Annotated in this window: 19 protein-coding genes, 1 pseudogene and 1 riboswitch; of the genes and pseudogenes, 16 read left to right on the top strand and 4 right to left on the bottom strand. The window is 71.2% G+C overall.

All coding sequences use genetic code 11. The features are described from left to right. Positions 1 to 40: 40 nt before the first annotated feature. Positions 41 to 1,105 carry an anthranilate phosphoribosyltransferase gene (gene trpD, locus ACZ7NC_RS31880; protein WP_471493086.1) on the top strand — a complete coding sequence of 355 codons (1,065 nt, stop codon included), beginning with the start codon at positions 41 to 43 and terminating at the stop codon, positions 1,103 to 1,105. A 75-nt stretch (positions 1,106 to 1,180) separates the two neighbouring features. Beyond that, positions 1,181 to 1,297, top strand: a riboswitch (SAM riboswitch). A 126-nt stretch (positions 1,298 to 1,423) separates the two neighbouring features. Further along, positions 1,424 to 2,791 carry an aminotransferase class V-fold PLP-dependent enzyme gene (locus tag ACZ7NC_RS31875; protein WP_471493084.1) on the top strand — a complete coding sequence of 456 codons (1,368 nt, stop codon included), beginning with the start codon at positions 1,424 to 1,426 and terminating at the stop codon, positions 2,789 to 2,791. A 302-nt stretch (positions 2,792 to 3,093) separates the two neighbouring features. On the opposite strand, the gene ACZ7NC_RS31870 is transcribed toward ACZ7NC_RS31875, so the two are convergent. Next, positions 3,094 to 3,375, bottom strand: coding sequence for an Lrp/AsnC family transcriptional regulator (locus tag ACZ7NC_RS31870; protein ID WP_190070406.1), 282 nt, complete (start codon positions 3,373 to 3,375; stop codon positions 3,094 to 3,096). Further along, complete coding sequence (locus ACZ7NC_RS31865) at positions 3,372 to 4,139, bottom strand: rhomboid family intramembrane serine protease (RefSeq protein WP_471493082.1); 768 nt, start codon at positions 4,137 to 4,139, stop codon at positions 3,372 to 3,374. Before ACZ7NC_RS31865 ends, ACZ7NC_RS31870 begins: the two co-directional genes overlap by 4 nt. 163 nt (positions 4,140 to 4,302) lie before the next feature. On the opposite strand from ACZ7NC_RS31865, the gene ACZ7NC_RS31860 reads away from it, so the two are divergent. The 6 genes and pseudogenes from ACZ7NC_RS31860 to ACZ7NC_RS31835 all read left to right on the top strand — a co-directional run. Then, positions 4,303 to 4,542 (top strand): hypothetical protein, encoded by a 240-nt coding sequence (locus tag ACZ7NC_RS31860; RefSeq protein ID WP_471493079.1) that lies wholly within the window; start codon positions 4,303 to 4,305, stop codon positions 4,540 to 4,542. A 70-nt stretch (positions 4,543 to 4,612) separates the two neighbouring features. Beyond that, complete coding sequence (locus ACZ7NC_RS31855; RefSeq protein WP_471493077.1) at positions 4,613 to 5,956, top strand: NYN domain-containing protein; 1,344 nt, start codon at positions 4,613 to 4,615, stop codon at positions 5,954 to 5,956. 211 nt (positions 5,957 to 6,167) lie between these two features. Continuing rightward, entirely contained in the window at positions 6,168 to 7,199 is a 1,032-nt protein-coding gene (locus ACZ7NC_RS31850; protein WP_471493104.1) for a C40 family peptidase, read from the top strand. A gap of 243 nt (positions 7,200 to 7,442) precedes the next feature. Then, entirely contained in the window at positions 7,443 to 8,465 is a 1,023-nt protein-coding gene (locus ACZ7NC_RS31845) for a C40 family peptidase (RefSeq protein ID WP_471493075.1), read from the top strand. A gap of 32 nt (positions 8,466 to 8,497) precedes the next feature. Further along, on the top strand, positions 8,498 to 9,691 hold the full coding sequence (locus ACZ7NC_RS31840) for a hypothetical protein (protein WP_471493073.1): 1,194 nt from the start codon (positions 8,498 to 8,500) through the stop codon (positions 9,689 to 9,691). 21 nt (positions 9,692 to 9,712) lie between these two features. Further along, positions 9,713 to 9,940 (top strand): annotated as a pseudogene (locus tag ACZ7NC_RS31835) (MATE family efflux transporter); the annotation flags it as partial. A gap of 33 nt (positions 9,941 to 9,973) precedes the next feature. On the opposite strand, the gene ACZ7NC_RS31830 reads toward ACZ7NC_RS31835, so the two are convergent. Beyond that, entirely contained in the window at positions 9,974 to 11,209 is a 1,236-nt protein-coding gene (locus ACZ7NC_RS31830; protein WP_471493071.1) for a glycosyltransferase 87 family protein, read from the bottom strand. A 121-nt stretch (positions 11,210 to 11,330) separates the two neighbouring features. On the opposite strand from ACZ7NC_RS31830, the gene ACZ7NC_RS31825 reads away from it, so the two are divergent. Both ACZ7NC_RS31825 and ACZ7NC_RS31820 read left to right on the top strand, forming a co-directional pair. Beyond that, positions 11,331 to 12,473, top strand: a complete 1,143-nt coding sequence (locus ACZ7NC_RS31825; protein WP_471493069.1) for a glycosyltransferase family 4 protein — start codon at positions 11,331 to 11,333, stop codon at positions 12,471 to 12,473. A 52-nt stretch (positions 12,474 to 12,525) separates the two neighbouring features. Further along, complete coding sequence (locus tag ACZ7NC_RS31820) at positions 12,526 to 14,163, top strand: GMC oxidoreductase (protein WP_471493067.1); 1,638 nt, start codon at positions 12,526 to 12,528, stop codon at positions 14,161 to 14,163. A 29-nt stretch (positions 14,164 to 14,192) separates the two neighbouring features. Here the strand turns inward: ACZ7NC_RS31820 and ACZ7NC_RS31815 are convergent, their stop codons facing one another. After that, positions 14,193 to 15,989: an AMP-dependent synthetase/ligase gene (locus tag ACZ7NC_RS31815; RefSeq protein ID WP_471493065.1), complete on the bottom strand. Its 1,797-nt coding sequence runs from the start codon at positions 15,987 to 15,989 to the stop codon at positions 14,193 to 14,195. A gap of 296 nt (positions 15,990 to 16,285) precedes the next feature. Here ACZ7NC_RS31815 and ACZ7NC_RS31810 point away from each other — a divergent pair, with 296 nt between their 5' ends. From ACZ7NC_RS31810 to ACZ7NC_RS31785, 6 genes are all read left to right on the top strand, one after another. Next, the gene (locus ACZ7NC_RS31810) at positions 16,286 to 17,083 is read left to right on the top strand and encodes a metallophosphoesterase family protein (RefSeq protein WP_471493063.1); all 798 of its coding nucleotides are present in this window, start codon (positions 16,286 to 16,288) and stop codon (positions 17,081 to 17,083) included. A 143-nt stretch (positions 17,084 to 17,226) separates the two neighbouring features. Beyond that, positions 17,227 to 17,667 carry an SRPBCC family protein gene (locus ACZ7NC_RS31805; RefSeq protein WP_471493061.1) on the top strand — a complete coding sequence of 147 codons (441 nt, stop codon included), beginning with the start codon at positions 17,227 to 17,229 and terminating at the stop codon, positions 17,665 to 17,667. 130 nt (positions 17,668 to 17,797) lie between these two features. Further along, positions 17,798 to 18,976 carry an ArsA family ATPase gene (locus ACZ7NC_RS31800; RefSeq protein ID WP_471493059.1) on the top strand — a complete coding sequence of 393 codons (1,179 nt, stop codon included), beginning with the start codon at positions 17,798 to 17,800 and terminating at the stop codon, positions 18,974 to 18,976. Positions 18,977 to 19,033: 57 nt separating this feature from the next. Further along, on the top strand, positions 19,034 to 19,540 hold the full coding sequence (locus tag ACZ7NC_RS31795; protein WP_471493057.1) for a DUF5304 domain-containing protein: 507 nt from the start codon (positions 19,034 to 19,036) through the stop codon (positions 19,538 to 19,540). A gap of 111 nt (positions 19,541 to 19,651) precedes the next feature. Beyond that, positions 19,652 to 20,605: an ROK family glucokinase gene (locus ACZ7NC_RS31790; RefSeq protein ID WP_471493054.1), complete on the top strand. Its 954-nt coding sequence runs from the start codon at positions 19,652 to 19,654 to the stop codon at positions 20,603 to 20,605. A 139-nt stretch (positions 20,606 to 20,744) separates the two neighbouring features. Next, complete coding sequence (locus ACZ7NC_RS31785) at positions 20,745 to 21,494, top strand: endonuclease/exonuclease/phosphatase family protein (RefSeq protein ID WP_471493052.1); 750 nt, start codon at positions 20,745 to 20,747, stop codon at positions 21,492 to 21,494. Position 21,495: the final 1 nt, after the last annotated feature.

Raw genomic sequence — 21,495 nt, 5'->3', positions numbered from 1 at the left:
CATGTCCCGTAGTGCGGGACACCTGACCCTGGAGCGGCTTATGAGCGCTGTGACCCCCGCTGGAGGCAACACCGCGGCGGGCCGCTCCTGGCCCCTGTTGCTGAACGGCCTGCTGAACGGCTCCGACCTGGCCGCCGACGACACCGCGTGGGCGATGGACCTCATCATGCGCGGCGAGGCGACGGACGCGCAGATCGCCGGCTTCGTCGTGGCACTGCGGGCCAAGGGCGAGACGGTGGAGGAGATCACCGGGCTCGTCCGGACGATGTACGAGCACGCCAACGTGATCGAGGTGCCGGGCCGGACCGTCGACATCGTCGGCACCGGCGGCGACGGCGCGAAGACCGTCAACATCTCCACCATGTCGGCGATCGTCATCGCCGGCACGGGCGCGAAGGTCGTCAAGCACGGCAACCGGGCGGCGTCGTCGGCGTCGGGCGCCTCCGATGTCCTGGAGAAGCTCGGCGTCAACCTGGAGCTGTCCACGCCGCGGGTGGCCGAGGTCGCCGAGGAGGCCGGGATCACCTTCTGCTTCGCGGTGAAGTTCCATCCCGCGCTGCGGCATGTGGCGGCGGCGCGCGGCCAGTTGGGCATCCGGACGACCTTCAACGTGCTCGGTCCGCTGACCAACCCGGCGAAGGTGAAGGCGCAGGCGGTCGGCGTGGCGGACCCGCGCATGGCGCCGATCGTCGCGGGCGTCTTCGCCGAGCGCGGCAACTCCTCGCTGGTGTTCCGCGGCGACGACGGCCTCGACGAGCTCACCACCACGGCCACCTCCCGGGTGTGGGTCGTACGTGACGGCAAGGTCACCGAGGAGACCTTCGACCCGCGCGACGTCGGCATCGAGCTGGTGCCGGTGGAGGCGCTGCGGGGCGCGGACGCCTCGTACAACGCCGATGTGGCGCTGCGCCTGCTGAACGGCGAGACGGGGCCCGTACGGGATGCCGTAGTGCTCAACGCGGCCGCCGCCCTGGTGGCGCTGAACCCCACGGACGCCCCGCTCACCGAGCAGATTCGCGCCGGAATGGCGAAGGCGGCGGAGTCGATCGACTCGGGCGAGGCGAAGCGGACGCTCGACCGATGGGTGTCCGCGAGCAACGCGTAGCGTTCACCGGATGTCGTCCCGCGATCCGGACACGGGTTGCGGGGCGACGATCATCTAACGTACGTTCCTGTACCAGGTCATGAGTGACAGTCATGAGGCCCCGGCCGACTGTCCGGCAACCCTCCGTCCGTGGCGGGGTGCCCCGGGTGAAGACCAGGCCGTAGGCAGTGAGGTCTACGGCAAGCGCGGACCCCTCGCGAGCCAGGGGTCCTGGTCGTCGAGGAGTCTCTCGTGAGCAAGCGAATGCGATAGGGCCGCCGAGCCCCGCCTCCGCACACCCTCCTTCACTTTCTTCTCTCATCTCACGGGAGTCCCCCCATGTCTGTCTCCACCGCTGCCTCCGTCCAGAACATTTGTGCCCCTTTGCCGGTTCTGGGAAGTGATGTCACCGTCCCGCTCGTCACGGGCGGCGAGGTCACGTACGCCGCGCTCGACTACGCCGCCAGCGCCCCCGCCCTCCAGCACGTCTGGGACGACGTCGCCGCCTACGCGCCGTACTACGGCAGCGTCCACCGAGGTGCCGGGTACCTCTCCCAGCTCTCCACCGACCTGTTCGAGAACGCCCGCAGGACGGTCGCCGAGTTCCTGGACTGCCGCGACGACGACCAGCTGGTCTTCACCCGGTCCACCACCGACTCGCTCAACCTCCTCGCCGCCGCCCTCCCCGCCGACTGCCAGGTCTTCGTCTTCGAGACCGAGCACCACGCCTCTCTGCTGCCCTGGCGGGACGCCCGCGTCACCTACCTCAACGCGCCCCGCACCGCCCGCCAGGCCGTCGAGACCCTGGAGCGCGCCCTCGCCGACCGTGACCCCTACGGGCCGGCCCTGGTCTGTGTCACCGGCGCCTCGAACGTCACCGGCGAGCTGTGGCCCGTACGGGAGCTGGCGGCGGCCGCGCACGCCCACGGCGCCCGGATCGTGCTCGACGCCGCCCAGCTCGCCCCGCACCACCCGGTGAGCGTCCGTGACCTGGATGTCGACTGGGTCGCCTTCTCCGGGCACAAGCTGTACGCCCCCTTCGGCTCCGGAGTCCTCGCCGGCCGCGCCGACTGGCTGCGCGAGGCGGAGCCGTACCTCGCGGGCGGCGGTGCCAGCCGCAAGGTCACCCGGCGTGAGGACGGGGGAGTGGACGTCGACTGGCACGACAGCGCCGCCCGCCACGAGGCCGGCTCCCCGAACGTCATCGGCGCCTACTCCATCGCCTCCGCCTGCAAGGCCCTCACCGAGGCCGGCTTCGACAGCCTGGTCGCCCGCGAGCAGTACCTGATCGAGAAGGTGAGCGCGGGTCTCGCCGAGGTTCCCGAGGTCAGGATCCTCTCCCTGTTCGGCGACGACGCCCCCCGCGTCGGCGTCCTCTCCTTCGTCGTCGAGGGCTGGAACAGCTCCCACTTCGCCGCCGCCCTCTCCGCCGAGTACGGCATCGGGGTGCGGGACGGGCTGTTCTGCGCCCACCCGCTGGTGCGGACGCTGCTGGGCAGCGACCCGCAGGCCCAGGGCGAGTGCGGCGCCCCCGAGGCCGCGCCGGGCGAGAAGTCCCTCAACGCCATCCGGGTGAGCTTCGGGGCCGGTACGCCCGACGAGCACGTCGAGCGGTTCGTGAACGCCGTGAAGGAGCTCGTCACGGACGGCGCCCGGTGGAACTACCGCACCGAGGACGGCCGTTGCGTACCGGACACCTCCGCGTGAGCCGCTAGCCGGGCCCCGGCAAGGCGGCGCGGGCGAGGCGGGCTTCAGGTCGGTGTCACAGCACGTCGTACGGGTTGCAGACGACGGGCAGCTCCGCCTCCCGCGCCTCGGGTCCGGGCCGGACCCGCGTCAGCTCGCGGCCGCCGTACGGGAGCTCGAAGCCGAGCGGCGTCCGGGCGCCGATGGTCTGGAGCGCCCAGGCGCCCCCCGGCGGACGTACCGGAGTCGCCGCGGTCGATCAGGATCCGCCGTACGGCCGTGTGGGGTGCGGCGCGGGCCCGTCGGACCCGGCACCACCGGGCTCAGCTGTCCAGGCCGATGGCGAAGGCGGCCTCGATGTCGTGCTGGGAGTACGTACGGAACGCCACGTGGGTGTCCGTCGCCTCGACGCCGGGGATCTTGCTGATCCGTCCGGGGATGACCTCGGCCAGGTCCTCGTGCTCCTTCACGCGCACCATCGCGATCAGGTCGTAGGTGCCGGTGACGGAGAAGACCTCGGTCACGCTCTCCAGCGAAGCGATCCGTTCCGCGATCTCGGGGATCCGGTCCACGCTGGTCTTGATCAGGACGATCGCGGTGATCACGGCTGGTTCTCTCCCTCGGGGGCCGGAGCTGGGGCGGGTTTCACTCTAGTCGGCCGCCCGAACCGGGCCCACGCGTAGCCGAAGCCCAGCCCGAAGCCCACCAGATGCGCCAGATACGCCACCCCCGGCCCCTGGGCAGCCCGCCCCGCCGCCACCCACTGGAGGGCCACCCAGAAGGGCAGCACGACCCAGGCCGGGAAGCGCAGCGGCAGGAACAGCAGGAACGGCAGCAGGCTTGTCACCCGCGCTCCGGGGAAGAGGAACAGAAGAGCGCCGAGGACAGCCGAGATCGCCCCCGACGCGCCGACCAGGGACTGGGTGGAGTCGTCGTTGGCGGCGGCGTAGCCCAGCAGGGCCAGATAGCCGCAGCCCAGGTAGAAGAGGGTGAACTGGACGCGGCCCATCCGTTCCTCGGTCATCACGCCGAACACATAAAGGAAGAGCATGTTGCCGAGCAGGTGCACCCAGCTGCCGTGCACGAAGAGGGCCGTCGCGGGAGTGAGGGCGGCCCGGGGCGAGCCCTGGAACAGCTCCTCGGGCACCACGCCCCAGCGGTGGAAGTAGGCCCGCTGCGCGGCCAGCAGCCCCTCGCCCGAGCCGTACCCCGGATTGAGCCCCGCCGCCGGTCCCACCAGGAACAACAGGCAGCACAGGCCGATCAGCCCGTACGTCACCGGCGCCGAGGAGCTGAGGGCGGAACGGACCGACCGGCCCGCTCTGCCGAACCGAGCTCCGAAACGCGCCACGCGCCAGTTGCCGATCATGAATACAGAGCATGACGTAACGGGACGCAGCCGCACAGACCGCCTCGCCGCCGGGTACGGACGGGCGACGAGTACCCGCCAGGCCGTAGGGTTACGAGCCACACGCACCGGGCACGGCGCGTCACCGACAATAGAAGGCCTGGAAGAAAAGAGCGCAGTCACGATGACGGTTCCCCTGCCGACCGCCACGACGCGGTGGCGTTGCACCCTCTGCGGCAACCTCACGCGTTTCGATGTGACGCGCTCGTCCAAGGTGGTGGAGTACATGCACCTCGATCTGGCCGGTGAGCCCAAGATCGAGGAGCGCGAGGTGCTCAGTGAGACGATCGAATCGGTGCGCTGCCGCTGGTGCAACGCGGTCGACAAGGTGGAACTCGTGGACAGGCCGGGCGCCGGCTCCTGACGATGGGGGTCCCCCGCTCGAGCGAAGTCGAGAGGGTGGAGGGCCCCGCACAGATATTGGGGTGTGAGGGATGGTGGAGACACAAGGCGGGGGGCCGGGCGACGGCGCCGCCGAGGTGCTCGACCGTCCGCTGCCCGACGGTGTGCGGCGCAAGGTCGTACAGATCGTGTCCGACGGCTTCGGCGGCCTGACCGTCGGCGAACTGCCCGCGCAGCTTCGGCAGTACGCCAGATTCGCGCCGAACCGGCGGGCCAAGTTCGCCGGCAACGCGATGGCCGCCGCGCTGGAGACCGATCCGCTGTTCCGCCAGCGTATCGGCGAGAAGCTCAGAGAGGCCCAGCCGGAGCTCACCGGCGCCCTCGACTCAGGTTCGGCGCCCCCGGCCGCGGATCCGCTCGACGTGGCGGCCGCGGCCTATGTTCTGCGGCCCACCGGCTGGGTCAAGCTGGTCACCGCGGCCGGCGAGGAGGCCCAGCGAGCCGACGCCGAGCGGGCCGACGAGGAGACCCGGGCCGAGCTGGAGCGGCTGCGCGAGGAGCTCGCCCAGGCCCGCGAGCACACCCGGCACGAGACCGAGCGGCTGCGCACCGAGCTGGACTCGGCCAAGAAGGAAGCCGAATCGCTTCACCGAAAGCTGCGCTCCGCCGTCAGTGACGTCAAGCGCGGCGAGGCCGCCCTGCGCAAGATCCAGGCCGAGATCGAGAGCGTGCGCGCCGAGGGGCAGACCCAGCTCTCCGCGGCCGAGAGCGAGACCCGGCGGCTCAAGGCGCGGCTCGGAGAGGCCGAGGCGGCCGTGGAGGCCACGCGCAGAGCGGCACGCGAGGGGCGCAGCGTCGAGGACATGCGCGTACGACTGCTCCTGGACACCCTCTTGGACGCCGCTCAAGGGCTGCGCCGGGAGCTGGCGTTGCCGCCGGTCTCCGTGCGGCCCGCCGAGACCGTGGACGCGGTCGAACCGGGACGAATGACCCCGAAGGACATCGCCGCCCGAGCGCTGTCCGAGAACGACCCCGCGATCCTCGACCAGCTCCTCGCCCTGCCGCAGGCGCACTTGGTGGTCGACGGCTACAACGTCACCAAGACCGGCTATCCCCAGATGCCGCTGGAGAAGCAGCGCCTCAGGCTGCTCGGCCAGCTCTCCCAGCTCGCCGCGCAGACCGGCGCCGAGGTGACCTGTGTCTTCGACGGGGCCGAGCTGGCCGCGCCGGTGCTGCTGGCGCCGCCGCGCGGGGTGCGGGTGCTGTTCTCCAAGCCGGGTGTGACCGCGGACGAGTTGATCCGCCAGCTGGTGCGCGCCGAGCCGCCGGGCCGTCCGGTCATCGTCGCCTCGACCGACCGTGAGGTCGCCGACGGGGTGGCGCGGGCCGGAGCACGGCCGGTGGCTTCTGCGGTGCTTCTCAAGCGACTGTCCTGAAAACGCCAACGTACAGGCGCAATGCCCGAATTGGCCCGGTCGTCACGCAACGTAGCGTCAAGCTCGCGTCACCGCATGTGAGTTGTGTGTAAAGAATGATGTGTGTGACGAGATTTTTCGTGTGAGGATTTGATCTGATCACAACCGGGTCACTAGGGTCTGGCGTCGAACCTCCGAGCGGGTGATCACTCACAAGAAGGGTTTCACCTCAGTGGCGTCCCACCGTCGACCCAAGCAGCCGAGCCGAGCACGCGTGACCGTGCTGACCACCGCGGCGGCTGCTGCCGTGGCCATCAGTTCGCAGGCGGCCAACGCGGCCCCCAGCGAGAAGCCGAGCAAGGACGAGGTCCAGGCCAAGGTCGACAAGCTCTACGAGCAGGCCGAGCAGGCCACCGAGAAGTACAACGGTGCCAAGGAGAAGCAGGAGAAGCTCCAGAAGGAGATCTCCACCATCCAGGACAACGTGGCCCGCGGTCAGGAAGACCTGAACGAGCTGCGTGACTCGATGGGCCTCGCGGCCGCCTCCCAGTACCGCACGGGCAGCATCGACTCCTCGATCCAGCTGTTCCTGTCGTCCGACCCGGACGACTACCTGGACAAGGCCTCCACGATGGACCAGCTGAGCGCTCAGCAGGTCGACTCGCTGAAGAAGGTCCAGGAGAAGCAGCGCGAGCTCGCCCAGCAGCGAGCCGAGGCCGCCGAGAAGCTCAAGGACCTCTCCTCCACCCGCACCGAACTGGGCAAGAAGAAGAAGGAAGTCCAGGCCAAGCTCGCCGAGGCGCAGAAGCTCCTCAACAGCCTGACGGCCGCCGAGAAGGCCGCCCTGGCCGCCCAGGAGGCCCGCGCCAGCCGCTCCTCCGCCGACCGCGTCGACCTCGGCAACACCGGCTCCGCCTCCGGCCGCGCCATGGCCGCCTTCCAGGCCGCCCAGAGCCAGCTCGGCAAGCCCTACGTCTACGGCGCCACCGGCACCGCCTCCTACGACTGCTCGGGCCTGACCTCCTGGGCGTACGCCCAGGCCGGCGTCTCCATCCCGCGCACCTCGCAGGCCCAGGCCAACGCCGGTACGCACCTGTCGATGAGCGAGCTCAAGGTCGGCGACCTGGTCCTCTTCTACGGCGACCTGCACCACGTCGGCCTCTACGCGGGCAACGGCCAGATCATCCACGCCCCGCGCACCGGCACGGTCGTCCGCTACGAGTCGATCAACAACATGCCGTTCCAGTTCGGCGTCCGCATCTGACCCAGGCCTCGCGCCCGCAAGATCAACACAGAGTGCCGCCCGAACGAGCGAATTACGGCACCGCCGACTGACCCCACGCCCCGCCCATGACCTGCGTCAGAGGCGGGGCGTCACTTTGCGTGCCCGGCGCGGTCGTTGGTCGCCGCCCCCGCACGGAGCTACTGTCTGCCGCGTTTCCCCGTCGCCGGTGTTTCGGCTGCCGGGGAAAGTCCCTGTCCGCCAGCGGAAGGAGTGCGGCTTCCCGTGGGGTCCCATCGTCGCCTTGCATCGCCCGGATTCGACCGGGGCGCCAACGCAGCGCTCTGCGTCATGTCGGCCGCCGCCGCGGCCCTCGGGGTCACACCGGCCACGGCCGCGCCACAGGACGACACCCGGGCCAAGGTGGACCGCCTCTACGAGGAGGCCGAGAAGGCCACCGAGGCCTACAACCAGGCCGACGAGCGTGCCGACAAGCTCCGTGAGCAGGTCGGCAGGGCGCAGGACCGGATCGCCCGGCAGCAGGAGGACATCAACTCCATGCGGGACGTGCTCGGTTCGCTGGCCGGCGCCCAGTACCGCTCCGGCGGCCTCGACCCCTCGCTCGCCCTGCTGCTCTCCGACGACCCCGAGGACTACCTCGACAAGGCCGCCGCGCTCGCCCGGATCAGCGCGCACCAGGCCGGCCAGCTCAGGAAGCTCCAGGGCGCCATGCGCGAACTCGCCCAGGAGCGCGGCGAGGCGGCCGGCAAGCTCCTGGAGCTGGAGAAGAGCCGCAAGGCCGTCGCCGCCCACAAGCGGACCGTGGAGCGCAAGCTCGCCGAGGCCCGCATGCTCCTCAACTCCCTCACCGACAGCGACCGCGCCGCCTACGACCGCGCCTCCCGCTCCGGTCGCGCCGACATGCCGGGCTTCGAGGGCTTCGGGAGCGGCATCCCGGCCTCGGGCCGCGCGGCAGCGGCCGTCGCCGCCGCGCAGTCCGCGCTGGGCCGGCCGTACATCTGGGGCGCCAACGGGCCCTCCGGCTTCGACTGTTCGGGCCTGATCCAGTGGTCGTACGCCCAGGCCGGAGTCTCCCTGCCGCGCACCTCGCAGGGCCAGCGGTACGCGGGCCGGCAGGTCCCGCTCTCCGAGGCCCAGCCCGGCGACGTCGTCACCTACCGCTCCGACGCCAGCCATGTCGGGATGTACATGGGCAACGGCCAGGTGATCCACGCGCCCTACCCCGGCGCACCCGTGCGCTACGACCCGGTGGGCATGATCCCCGGGGCGACGGTCACCAGGGTCTGACCTTCGCGCCCGAGCCGCCGTACGATCGGAAAGTGGCTGGTCGAGGGCGGGCGTCGGGAACGCGAGTCGTGGTGGCGCTCTGTCTGCTGCTCATCTCTCTGGTGGGCTGCGGCGGGCGGCCCACGACCGACGGCGCCAAGGCCGACGTACAGAGCCTGCTCGACCGGCGGGCCGCGGCGATTCTCGACCACGACGAGGCGGCGTATCTGCGCACGGGCGCGCGGGACCGGTTCGGCAATCTGCGCGCGGTGCCCCTCGCCGACTGGTCGTACCGGCTGACCGGCCTGCGCCGCACCGGCGGCACCGCCCTCGCCGACGCCGAACTCCGCTATCGCGTCCAGGGCTACGACCGATCTCCCGTCCGGGCCGGCCGCACCCTGCGCCTCGGGCTGGACGCGGCGGGCCACTGGTACGTCGAGTCGGAGCGCCCCGCGAAGGGCTCCGCCCAGCAGCTGTGGGACCAGGGCGAGGTGAGCGTCCAGCGCGGCGACGACAGCCTCGTCATGGGCGTCGGGCAGTCCACCGCCCAGCTGCGGTCGTACGTGGAGCTGGCCGACCACGCGGTGCCGGCCGTGGCCCAGGCGTGGGGCCCCGACTGGGCCCGGCATGTCGTCGTCCTCGTACCGAGGTCGCTGACCGCCATGGCGGGGCTGCTCGGCGCGCCCGCGTCCTCCTACCGCGGGATCGCCGCGGTCACCACCGGCGAGACCGGCGCCCCCGCGGGCGCCCCCGCGGACCGGATCATCCTCAACCCCGAGGCGTACGGCGTCCTCGGCGACCCCGGCAAGCAGGTGGTCCTCACCCACGAGACCACCCACGTCGCCACCCGCGCCCACACCACCCCCGCCACCCCGCTGTGGCTCTCCGAGGGCTACGCCGACTGGGTCGGCTACCTCGGCAGCGGCCGCTCGCCCTCCCAGGCCGCCCCCGAGCTGCGCCGCGCGGTGTCCGAAGGCCGCACACCCGAGAGCCTCCCGACCGACGCCGACTTCGGCTTCACGGGCGACACCACCAGGCTGGCCCAGGCCTACGAGGGCGGCTGGATGGCCTGCCGCATGATCGCGAACCGCTGGGGCGAGGTCAGACTCGCCGAGTTCTACCGTGCCGTGGGCGCCCACGACCGCAGGGCGGGCGCGGTCGAGGCCGCGCTGAAGGACGTACTGGGGACTTCGCTGGAGGACTTCACACAGGAGTGGCGGGAGTATCTGCCGGCTCAGCTCGGCTGATCGAGCCCCTTGCTGTTGGCGGGCAGCGCCGGGCTCGTGGCGGCCGTTGTGCTGGGTGCCGCCGCCCCGTGGATCATGGCCGCGTTCGGCGCGGGGCCCGCCGTGGCCCACGGCGGTGTGCTGTTTCTGCGCGGTGTCGGGCCGTATCTGCTGTTGATGGGGTGCTTCATCGCGCTGGGCGGGGTCTTCGAGGGGAGCGGGGGAGCGCCGGTGCTGCTCAGGGTGACCGTGCTCGGTACGGCCGTACAGGGCGGTGCTCGCAGCGGTTCGGCGGGTCCGGCGTCAGGAGGGCAGGGACGTTTCCTTGGCGCGGGTGGGCTGAGCCGGTACGGGGGCGGGGGTCGCTCGGATCGCCGTCGCGCGCCACAGTTCGCGGGCCGCGAGGAGGGTGGCGACGACCAGCAGGCCGTTGCGCAGGAGCAGCAGGGTGACGCCGAGGGCGTCGCTGGCGACGACGTGGGAGAACCACACCGGGAACTCCAGGACCGTCATCAGCGATGCCGCGAGGACCAGGGCCACGGGGATCCTCATACGGCTCTCCCGGAAGCACAGGCACACGGCCGCGAGGCCGACCAGCCACACCATGTACTGCGGGCTGATCACCCGGCTCGTCGTCGTGAACATCAGCACCGCCACGAAGGCCGCGTCCGCGAGCGTGGGCGCCTCGAACCGCCGCGCCCTCAGCCGCCACAGCAGCAGCCAGCCGAAGGCGAGCCCGCTCAGCGCGAGGGCGGCCGTGCTGACGACGTCGACGTACGGGCCGAGGAACTCCACCGAGCCGTAGTTCAGGAGCACCTGGCCGTCCCAGCCGTACTGCCGGGCCACATGGAAGACCAGCGCGCCCAGCGACTCCACCTCGGTGCCCCGGTCCCGCTGGAAGGTCAGGAAGGCGAAGGCGCCGGGCATGGCGAGGGCGAACGCCGCGGACAGGGCGCCGGCGGTCAGCGCGGCCCAGCCCCAGGCGGCGCGTCCGCGGGCCGCGAGTAGCAGCAGTACCGGCCACACCTTGAGCATCGCGCCGAAGGCCGCCAGCGTGCCCATCAGCCGGGGGCGCCGGGTGCCGGCGAGCAGCGCGGCCACGGCGACGGCGGTGACCATCACGTCGTAGCGCGCGTACACGGTCGGTCCGAGCAGCGGTACGCCCGCCACCCACACCCAGGCCCCGCGCAGGGTGCGGCCGGTGCGCAGGCCCGCGTACAGCAGGAGCAGCAGGACCGCCAGGTCGGCGGTGAAGGCCAGGACGAAGAAGGCGGACGGGTAGTCCAGCCAGAACACCAGCGCGGGGGAGAGGATCGGCAGTGCCGCGGCGGGCGGGTACTGCCAGGTGACGTCGTCCAGCGGGAACGTTCCGGTGCGCAGTACGTCGTACCAGCCCTGGTAGATCACCGACACGTCGCTGGTCACGTCCGGCCCGGGGAAGACGTACACCTTGAACACGAACAGCAGCAGGACCACCCTGGTCAGAGTCCAGACGCCCAGAAGCCACGCCAAGGACCGCCGCGTGTCCGTCGTCTCCACTGGATCCCCTGCCGTTCGCTTCCCGCCTTGAATGGAACATGATGTCGTGTCCGGCTGTGTGCGGGCCACAGGCGTGGCCGGGCCCCGGCTGTGGACAGCGGCTTCGGTAAGGTCGGCGGCGATGCACAAGACCCTGATCGTGACCAACGACTTCCCGCCCCGTCCCGGCGGCATCCAGGCGTTTCTGCACAACATGGCGCTGCGGCTCGACCCGGAGCGGCTGGTCGTCTACGCCTCCACCTGGAAGCGGGGCCGCGAGGGTGTCGAGGCCACGGCCGCCTTCGACGCCGAGCAGCCCTTCACGGTCGTACGGGACCGTACGACGATGCTGCTGCCGACGCCCGGGGCGACCCGGCGGGCGGTCGGGCTGTTGCGCGAGCACGGCTGTACGTCGGTGTGGTTCGGGGCGGCGGCCCCGCTCGGCCTGATGGCCCCCGCGCTGCGGAAGGCGGGCGCCGAGCGGCTCGTGGCCACGACCCACGGTCACGAAGCCGGGTGGGCCCAGCTGCCCGCGGCCCGGCAGCTGCTGGGGCGGATCGGGGAGACGACGGACACGATCACCTACCTCGGCGAGTACACGCGCTCGCGGATCGCGACCGCGCTGACGCCGGACGCGGCCTCGCGGATGGTGCAGCTGCCGCCGGGGGTCGACGAGAAGACGTTCCATCCGGAGTCGGGCGGTGACGAGGTGCGGGCGCGGCTCGGGCTGACCGACCGGCCGGTGATCGTGTGCGTGTCCCGGCTGGTGCCGCGCAAGGGGCAGGACACGCTGATCCTGGCCATGCCCCGCATTCTGGCCGCCGAGCCGGAGGCCGTGCTGCTGATCGTCGGCGGCGGGCCGTACGAGAACGAGCTGCGCAAGCTGGCGGCCGAAACCCGGGTGGCCGGCTCCGTCCGCTTCACCGGCGCCGTGCCCTGGTCCGAGCTGCCCGCGCACTTCGGCGCCGGCGACGTCTTCGCGATGCCGTGCCGGACCCGCCGGGGCGGCCTCGACGTCGAGGGCCTCGGCATCGTCTACCTGGAGGCATCGGCGACCGGGCTGCCGGTCGTCGCCGGCGACTCGGGCGGGGCGCCGGACGCGGTGCTCGACGGGGAGACCGGCTGGGTGGTGCGGGGCGGCTCCGCCGAGGAGACCGCCGAGCGCGTCGTCGCCCTCCTCGGCGACGCCGAGCTGCGCCGCAGGATGGGGGAGCGGGGCCGGGAGTGGGTCGAGGAGAAGTGGCGCTGGGACCTGCTGGCGGAGAAGCTCAAAGCTTTGCTGTGAGCGGGGTTCGCGCACTCTAGGCGGAACGCGAAAATCCGCACATGCTGCGCACATGACAGTAAAACTGATGCAGCGTCAGCTGACAAGACGTCAAATCCTCGGGATGGTGGCCCTCCAGACGGCCGCCGCCTCCGGTCTCACCCGCATCGGTCCCAAGTCGGCGTCCGCCGTGGAACCGGCCGCCGTCGACAACGCGCCCGCCATCGTGATCGGCTCCGGCTACGGCGGCGCCGTAGCCGCCCTCCGCCTCGGCGAGGCCGGCATCCGCACCCTCGTCCTGGAGATGGGCCGCCTGTGGAACACCAACGGCCCCGACGGCAAGGTCTTCTGCTCCACCAGCGCCCCCGACCGGCGCTCCATGTGGTTCCGCACCCGCACCGAGGCCCCGCTCGCCACCTTCCTGTGGCTGGACGTGGTCAACAAGGACATCAGCGCGTACCCGGGAGTCCTCGACCGCGTCCACTACGACCACATGTCCGTCTACGTCGGCCGGGGCGTCGGCGGCGGCTCCCTGGTCAACGGCGGCATGGCGGTCACCCCGCTCCGGTCCTACTTCGCCGAGCAGTTCCCGACCGTGGACTCCGCGGAGATGTACGACACGTACTTCCCGCGCGCCCGCTCCATGCTCGGCGTCAACACCGTCGATCCCGCGTGGTTCGAGTCGACCGAGTGGTACCGCTTCACCCGGATCTCCCGCAAGCACGCGAGCAACGCCGGCCTGCGGACCACGTTCGTGCCCAACGTCTACGACTTCGGGTACATGCAGCGCGAGGCGGCCGGCACCGCGACCAGGTCCGCGCTCGCCGGCGAGGTCATCTACGGCAACAACCACGGCAAGCGCAGCCTCGACAAGACGTATCTCGCCTCGGCGCTGGGCACCGGGAACGTCACCATCCACACCCTGGAGAAGGTGAGGTCGATCAGCCGGGCCGCCGACGGGACGTACGTCCTGACCGTCGACCGGATCGACGACACCGGCACCGTCGTGGAGACCAAGCAGTACGGCTGTACGTATCTCTTCCTCGGCGGCGGCAGCGTCGGCACCACCGAACTCCTCGTCCGCGCAAGGGAGTCGGGCACCCTGCCCGCCCTGGACGCGAACGTCGGCACGGGGTGGGGAACCAACGGCAACGTGATGCTGGGGCGGGCCAACCACCTGTGGGACACGGTCGGGGCGAACCAGTCGACCATGCCGGTCATGGGCATCGACGACTGGGCCAACGCGGCCAACCCCGTCTTCGCCGAGATCGCTCCCCTGCCCACCGGACTGGAGCACTGGGTCAGCCTCTATCTGGCGATCACCAAGAACCCGGAGCGCGCGTCGTTCTCGTACGACTCGGGCAGCGGTGCGGTGCGGCTCGGGTGGAGTGCCGCGCAGAGTGCGGTGTCGGTGGGCATGGCGAAGAAGCTGTTCGACCGGATCAACCGGGCGAACGCCACGATCTACCGGTACGACCTGTTCGGCTCGTCCAACAAGGTCTTCGCCGACGACTTCACGTACCACCCGCTGGGCGGCTGTGTGCTGGGGAAGGCGACCGACGACTACGGCCGGGTGAAGGGGTATTCGCGGCTGTACGTCACGGACGGCTCGCTGGTGCCCGGGTCGATCGGGGTGAACCCGTTCGTGACGATCACCGCGCTCGCCGAACGCACCATGGCGCGGGTCCTCGTGGAGGACACCGCGCCATGAGCCGTCGTACCGCCTGATGAAGGGCGGTACTACTTCTGGTAGATCGCCTCGATCTCGTCCGCGTAGTCCTTCGCCACGACGTTGCGCTTGAGCTTCAGCGACGGCGTCAGATGGCCCGAGTCCTCCGTGAACTGGGAGGGAAGAATGCGGAACTTCCGCACCGATTCCGCCTTCGACACCGCGGCGTTGCCGTCGTCGACCGCCGACTGGATCGCGGCCAGCAGGTCCGTGTCCTCGCGCAGCGACGCCGCGGTGGAGCCCACCGGCTTGCCGTGCTCGGAGCACCAGCGCTCCAGGAACTCCTCGTCGATGGTGACCAGCGCGCCCACGAACGGCCGCCCGTCGCCGACCACCATGCACTCCGCGACCAGCGCGTGCGCCCGGATACGGTCCTCGATCACGGCCGGGGCGACGTTCTTGCCGCCCGCGGTGACGATGATCTCCTTCTTGCGGCCGGTGATCCTGAGGTAGCCGTCCTCGTCGAGGGTGCCGATGTCACCGGTGTGGAACCAGCCGTCGGCCAGCGCCTCCTCGGTCGCGCCCGGGTTGTTCCAGTACTCCTTGAACAGGTGCTCGCCGTGCAGCAGCACCTCCCCGTCGTCCGCGATCCGCACCACGGAACCCGGCAGCGGCTGACCGACCGTGCCGATCTTCTGCCGGTCCCAGGGGTTGAACGCGGTCGCGGCACAGGACTCGGTCAGGCCGTAGCCCTCCAGGACCGTGAAGCCGATGCCGCGGAAGAAGTGCCCGAGCCGCTCGCCCAGCGGGGCGCCGCCGGAGATGGCGTACTCACCCCTGCCGCCGAGCACCGCGCGCAGCTTGCTGTAGACCAGCTTGTCGAAGACCTTGTGCTTGATCTTCAGACCGACGGCCGGGCCGGACGGGGTGTCCAGCGCCTTGCTGTAGGCGATCGCCGTGTCCGCCGCCTTGTCGAAGATCTTGCCCTTGCCGTCCGCCTGCGCCTTGGCGCGCGCCGAGTTGTAGACCTTCTCGAAGACGCGCGGCACGCCCAGGATCAGCGTCGGCCGGAACGCGGCCAGCTCGTCGGTGAGGTTCTTGATGTCCGGGACATTGCCCAGCTTGATCGGCGCCATCATCGGCGCGACCTGCACCAGCCGTCCGAAGACGTGCGCCAGCGGCAGGAAGAGCAGGACCGAGCACTCGCCGGTGCGGAACAGGGGCCGCAGACGCTCGACGATGTTGCCGCACTCGGCGAAGAAGCTGCGGTGGGTCAGCACACAGCCCTTGGGGCGGCCGGTGGTGCCCGAGGTGTACACGATGGTCGCCGGGTCGTCGGCCTTCGCCAGCGAGCTGCGCTCCTCGACCGCCGCGTCGCTGATGTCCTGCCCGAGCCGGCCCAGCTCCTCGATGCCACCGGCCTCGATCTGCCAGACGTGCTTGAGGGCGGGCAGCCGGTCGCGCACCGACTCGACGGCGGCCGTGTGACCGTCCAGCTCCGTGATCATGGCGGTCGCGCCCGAGTCACCGAGTATCCACTGCACCTGCTCCGGCGAGCTGGTCTCGTACACCGGCACGGTGACCGCGCCCGCCGACCAGATCGCGAAGTCGAGCAGGGTCCACTCGTAGCGGGTGCGGGACATCAGGCCGACCCGGTCGCCCGGCTGGACACCGGCGGCGATGAGCCCCTTGGCGGCCGCGCGCACCTCGGCGAGGAAGGTGGTGGCCGTGACGTCCTGCCAGGCACCGCCGACCTTGCGGGCGATGACGGCCACGTCCGGGTGCTGCGCGGCGTTTCTGCGGACGATGTCGGTCAGATTGCCGTCCGCAGGGACCTCGTACAAAGCCGGAAGGCTGAACTCGCGCAAGACTGCTGCTCCTCATAGGGCGCCGGCGCCACGACGTTGTGTGATGCGACGGTGCGGTCCAAGGCTCGGGCAAGTGCTCGGGAATTCACATGTTGAAATCCAGAGCACGACTGGACCGACCGGACGTTACCCGCCGGTATGGCTTCTTCGACAGGGGGGCCCGGCGAGATGTTCGCTGCGTCACACGGATTGGTGTTTCTGCGCGCACAGTAGTCGAGCGGTCTGACGACTGGCCAGTAACCATCGGTTCCGCTGCCACTGTTCACGTATGCCGCACACGCCTACCCTTGATCGCCATGGCACCGACACCGACGGGAAACCGCAGGACGCGCGTCCACGTGGTCAGCGATGTACACGGCAACGCCCGCGACCTGGCCAGGGCAGGCGAGGGCGCGGACGCCCTGATCTGCCTGGGCGACCTGGTGCTGTTCCTGGACTACGCCGACCACTCGCGCGGCATCTTCCCCGACCTGTTCGGGGTGGCGAACGCCGACCGCATCGTGGAACTGCGCACCGCCCGGCGCTTCGAGGAGGCCCGGGAGTTCGGGGCGCAGCTGTGGGCCGGGATCGGCTCGGACCGACGGGCCGCGATCGAGAAGGCGGTGCGCAAGCAGTACGCCGAGCTCTTCGCGGCGTTCCCGACGCCGACGTACGCCACCTACGGCAATGTCGACATGCCGCCTCTGTGGCCGGAGTACGCCGGGCCGGGCACGACCGTGCTGGACGGGGAGCGGGCCGAGATCGGCGGCTGGACCTTCGGCTTCGTCGGCGGCGGGCTGCGCACGCCCATGCGCACGCCGTACGAGATCAGTGACGAGGAGTACGCGGCGAAGATCGAGGCCGTGGGGGAGGTGGACGTGCTGTGCACGCACATCCCGCCGGAGGTCCCGGAGCTCGTCTACGACACGGTCGCGCGGCGCTTCGAGCGGGGAAGCAAGGCGCTGCTGGAGGCGATTCGCCGGACGCGTCCTCGTTACTCCCTGTTCGGGCATGTCCATCAGCCACTGGTGCGGCGGATGCGGATCGGGGCGACGGAGTGCGTGAACGTGGGGCACTTCGCGGGCTCGGGGAAGCCGTGGGCGCTGGAATGGTGAGCGAATTCGGATGCCGTGCGCGCTTTCGCGGCGATGGCGCAGGTGGGGGTGAAGTCGGCCGGTCGGACGCGCGGTAGCCTTCACGCTGCGCACGCGTGCGCACCACGACTTCATACCGGCCCGCATCTGGAGGAGCCACGGCGATGGCGGAACACACCAGCTCGAGCATCACGATCGAGGCGGCACCGGCCGATGTGATGGGGGTGATCGCCGACTTCGCCCGCTACCCGGACTGGACCGGCGAGGTGAAGGAGGCGGAGGTCCTCAAGACCGACGACCAGGGCCGTGCCGAGCAGGTCCGGCTGGTCATGGACGCCGGGGCGATCAAGGACGACCAGGTGCTGGCGTACACCTGGACCGGTCAGCACGAGGTCTCCTGGACCCTGGTGAAGTCCCAGATGCTGCGCTCCCTGGACGGCTCGTACCTCCTCAAGCCGGCGGGCGCGGGCTCGACCGAGGTCACGTACCAGCTGACGGTCGACGTCAAGATCCCGATGCTGGGCATGATCAAGCGCAAGGCCGAGAAGGTCATCATCGACCGGGCGCTGGCGGGACTGAAGAAGCGGGTGGAGTCGGGCAAGTAGGCGGTTCGCCGCGGGTGGGCGGGGGTACGCGGTACGCGATCTCCACCCGCCTGTCCGTCGGGCCCGCCTGCCATGCCGCCGGGCGACGCGAAATCGGCCCGAACTCCGACGTCCGTTACGGTTCACCCCCATGCGCACCATCCTGATCACGGGCCCCGGCGGCAGCGGCCGTACCACCGTCGCCGCCGCCACCGCGCTCGCCGCCGCCCGTGAGGGCACCCGCACCATCGTCCTCAGCGCCGACCGCACCGACACCCTGGGCACGGCACTCGGCGTGCGCACGGGACCGGCCCCCACCCGGGTCACCGAGAACCTCACCGCCTGGCGCCCCGACGCGGCCACCGGATTCCGGGACGACCTCGCCGCCTTCCAGGAGCGCGCCACCTCCGCCCTCGACCTCCTCGGCGCCTCCCGGCTCGACCCGGAGGAGGTCACCCCCCTCCCCGGCGCCGAGGAACTCGCGCTGCTGCGGGCCCTGCGGGACGCCGCCCTCGCCGAGGCCCACGACCTCCTCGTCGTCGACCTGCCCGCCACCCCGCACGCCCTCGCCCTGCTCTCCCTCCCCGAGGAACTGCGCCGCTATCTGCGCCGGCTGCTGCCGCCCGAGCGGCAGGCGGCCCGTGCGCTGCGGCCCGTCCTCGGCCGGCTGGCCGGCGTACCGATGCCCGCGGAGTGGCTGTACGAGACCACCGCCCGCTGGGACATCGAGCTCGCCGCCGTGGAGGCCGTCGTCGCCGACCGCCACACCGTCGTACGGCTGGTCGCCGAACCCGGACCGGGCGGTGCCGACGCCGTGCGCGCCGCCGGCCTCGCCCTCGCCCTGCGCGGTCTGCGCCCCGAGCTGCTGATCGCCAACCGCGTCCTGCCGGAGACGGAGGCGGCGGCCGGCAGCTGGCTCGCCGGGCCCGTGGCCCAGCAGCGCAAGGTCCTGGAGGAGTGGCGGGCGGACGGCTACGACGTCCGGGGCGTCGCCCACCTCGGGCAGGACCCGCGCGGCGCCGACGACCTCGCCGCGCTCGCCGTGCCCGCCGTCAACGGCACGCCGTCCACCGTCGAGTGGCCCGTCACCGACCGGCTCGCCGAGGACGGCGTCCTGGTCTGGCACGTCCCGCTGCCCGGCGCCGCACGCGACGAACTCGACCTCATCCGGCGCGGCGACGAACTCGTCGTCACCGCCGGGCAGTTCCGTCGTATCGTGCCCCTGCCGTCCGCCCTGCGCCGGTGCGCCGTGGACGGGGCCGCGCTGCGCGACGGCGAGCTGCGGATCCGGTTCGCGCCGGATCCGGCCCTGTGGCCTCGGACCCGGTGAAGCAGATACGCCCGTTCGGGTAACGTCGTAGAGACGAACCGTAGTCAGGAGTCCGTCATGAGCGAAGAGCTCCCCCCGTCCGAGGCCACCCAGCAAGAGGGCGTCGACGAGGTACGGGCGACCGACGCCGACGCCTGGGCGACGGCGTGCGCCGAGGACCTCGCGGAGGAGAAGGCCCGCCGCCGCACCCAGTACGGGGCGCCGCCCGGCTCGGCCGCCGAGGAACTGCGCAAGCTCGTCGACGCGGTCGCGGACAAGCTGTCGACCATCCAGTCCCCGCTGCTCGGCGCGGTCGCGGGACCCGCCGCCCAGCAGGTGGTCAAGCAGGTCGTGGAGCAGGCCAAGGCCGCCGTCGAGCCCGTCATCGACCGCAACCCGGACGTCTTCGACCACCTCGCCGCGGCCGGCACCGAACTCCTCGCCGCCTACCGCTCCGCGGTCCAGAACCAGGAACGGCGCTGGACGAGCGGCCCGAACGACGCCCAGGAACTGGACGAGCTCGACGACGACAAGCGCGACCCGGGCGAAGGCACCGGCCCCGGTCAGCGCATCGACTTGGACTGACGCGGCACGACGCCCTCCCCGAGCCCGTCCGCCGGGCGGACAACGGGAACCCGGCCCCAGGGCCTCGGGTACGGTTGGCCGTAGCGGGGCTCGACCGAAACTGAGGGATTCATGGGACTCACCATCGGCGTCGACATCGGCGGTACCAAGATCGCGGCCGGTGTGGTCGACGAGGAAGGCAACATCCTCTCGACCCACAAGGTGCCGACCCCGGGCACGCCCGACGGGATCGTGGACGCCATCGCCTCCGCCGTCGAGGGAGCGCGCGCCGGGCACCAGATCGTCGGCGTGGGCATCGGCGCGGCCGGTTATGTGAACCGGCAGCGCTCTGAGGTCTACTTCGCGCCGAACATCGACTGGCGCAACGAGCCGCTCAAGGAGAAGGTCGAGGCCCGCGTCGGCCTCCCCGTCGTCGTGGAGAACGACGCCAACGCGGCCGCGTGGGGCGAGTACAAGTTCGGCGCCGGCAAGGGCCACCGCAACGTCATCTGCATCACGCTGGGTACCGGCCTCGGCGGCGGCATCATCATCGGCAACAAGCTGCGCCGCGGGCACTACGGCGTCGCCGCGGAGTTCGGCCACATCCGGATGGTCCCGGACGGGCTGATGTGCGGCTGTGGCTCACAGGGCTGCTGGGAGCAGTACGCCTCCGGCCGCGCCCTGGTCAGATACGCCAAGCAGCGCGCCAACGCCACCCCGGAGAACGCCGAGATCCTGCTCGGCCTGGGCGACGGCAGCCCCGAGGGCATCGAGGGCAAGCACATCTCCATGGCCGCCCGCCAGGGCGACCCGGTCGCCGTCGACTCCTACCGCGAACTCGCCCGCTGGGCCGGCGCCGGCCTCGCCGACCTGGCCTCCCTCTTCGACCCCTCCGCCTTCATCGTCGGCGGCGGCCTCTCGGACGAGGGCGAACTGGTCCTCGACCCCATCCGCAAGTCCTACAAGCGCTGGCTGGTGGGCGGCAACTGGCGCCCGGTGGCCGACGTCATCGCCGCCCAACTGGGCAACGAGGCGGGCCTGGTGGGCGCGGCGGACCTGGCGAGGGAGCCGGACCCGATCATGTAAGTGACGGCGCGTGCATGTACCTGAGGGGCGCGGGGCTCTGTCACCATGCGGCTTCGCCGCGTGGGCGCGACCAGCCACCCACTACCGGCAGTCGCACACAAACCTCGCGCCCCGAGGTCGTAGGCGTACATTGATCGACATGTCGCTGCTCCCTGACTCCCGCACAGAGCCCGACGGTTCAGCCCTCATCCGCGTCATGAGCTACAACATCCGCTCCATGCGCGACGACACCGACGCCCTCGCCCGTGTCATCACGGCCTGCGCTCCCGACCTGGTCCTGATCCAGGAAGCACCCCGTTTCTTCCGCTGGCGCAAGAAACTCGCCCGCCTGGCCGGCGCCGCGAACCTCGTCATCCTCACCGGCGGCGGCACGGCCGCGGGCCCCGCGATCCTGTGCGATCTCAGGGCCACCGTGGAGCGAACGGAGGACGTACTCCTCCCGCTCACCCCCGGACTCCACAGGCGCGGCTTCGCCACGGCGGTGCTCCGCTTCGGCGGCGCCCGCCTCGGCGTGCTCTCCTGCCATCTCTCCCTGCAGAAGGACGAGCGCTACGAACAGGGCGGCATGCTGCTGGACCGCCTGTCCGGCATGGGCGTGGAGCACGCGATCGCCGGCGGCGACCTCAACGACCGCCCCACCGGACGCACCTTCCGCCGCCTCGCCGACAGCCTCCAGGACTGCTGGGCCACCGCCCCCTGGGGCAGCGAGTACACCTCGACCCCGCTCGACCCCCACCAGCGCATCGACGCGATCTTCGCCACCAAGGGCATCGATGTGCTCGGCTGCGGAGTCCCGCTCGGGCATCCCGGCATCACGCAGACAGACCTGAGGGCGGCCACGGACCACCTTCCGGTCCTGGCCGCCCTCAGAATTCCCGCAGCTCAGTAGG

Source organism: Streptomyces sp. NPDC111802 (assembly GCF_055634335.1).
The sequence above is the reverse complement of the archived record's forward strand: the minus strand, read 5'-3'. Positions and strand labels throughout refer to the sequence as shown.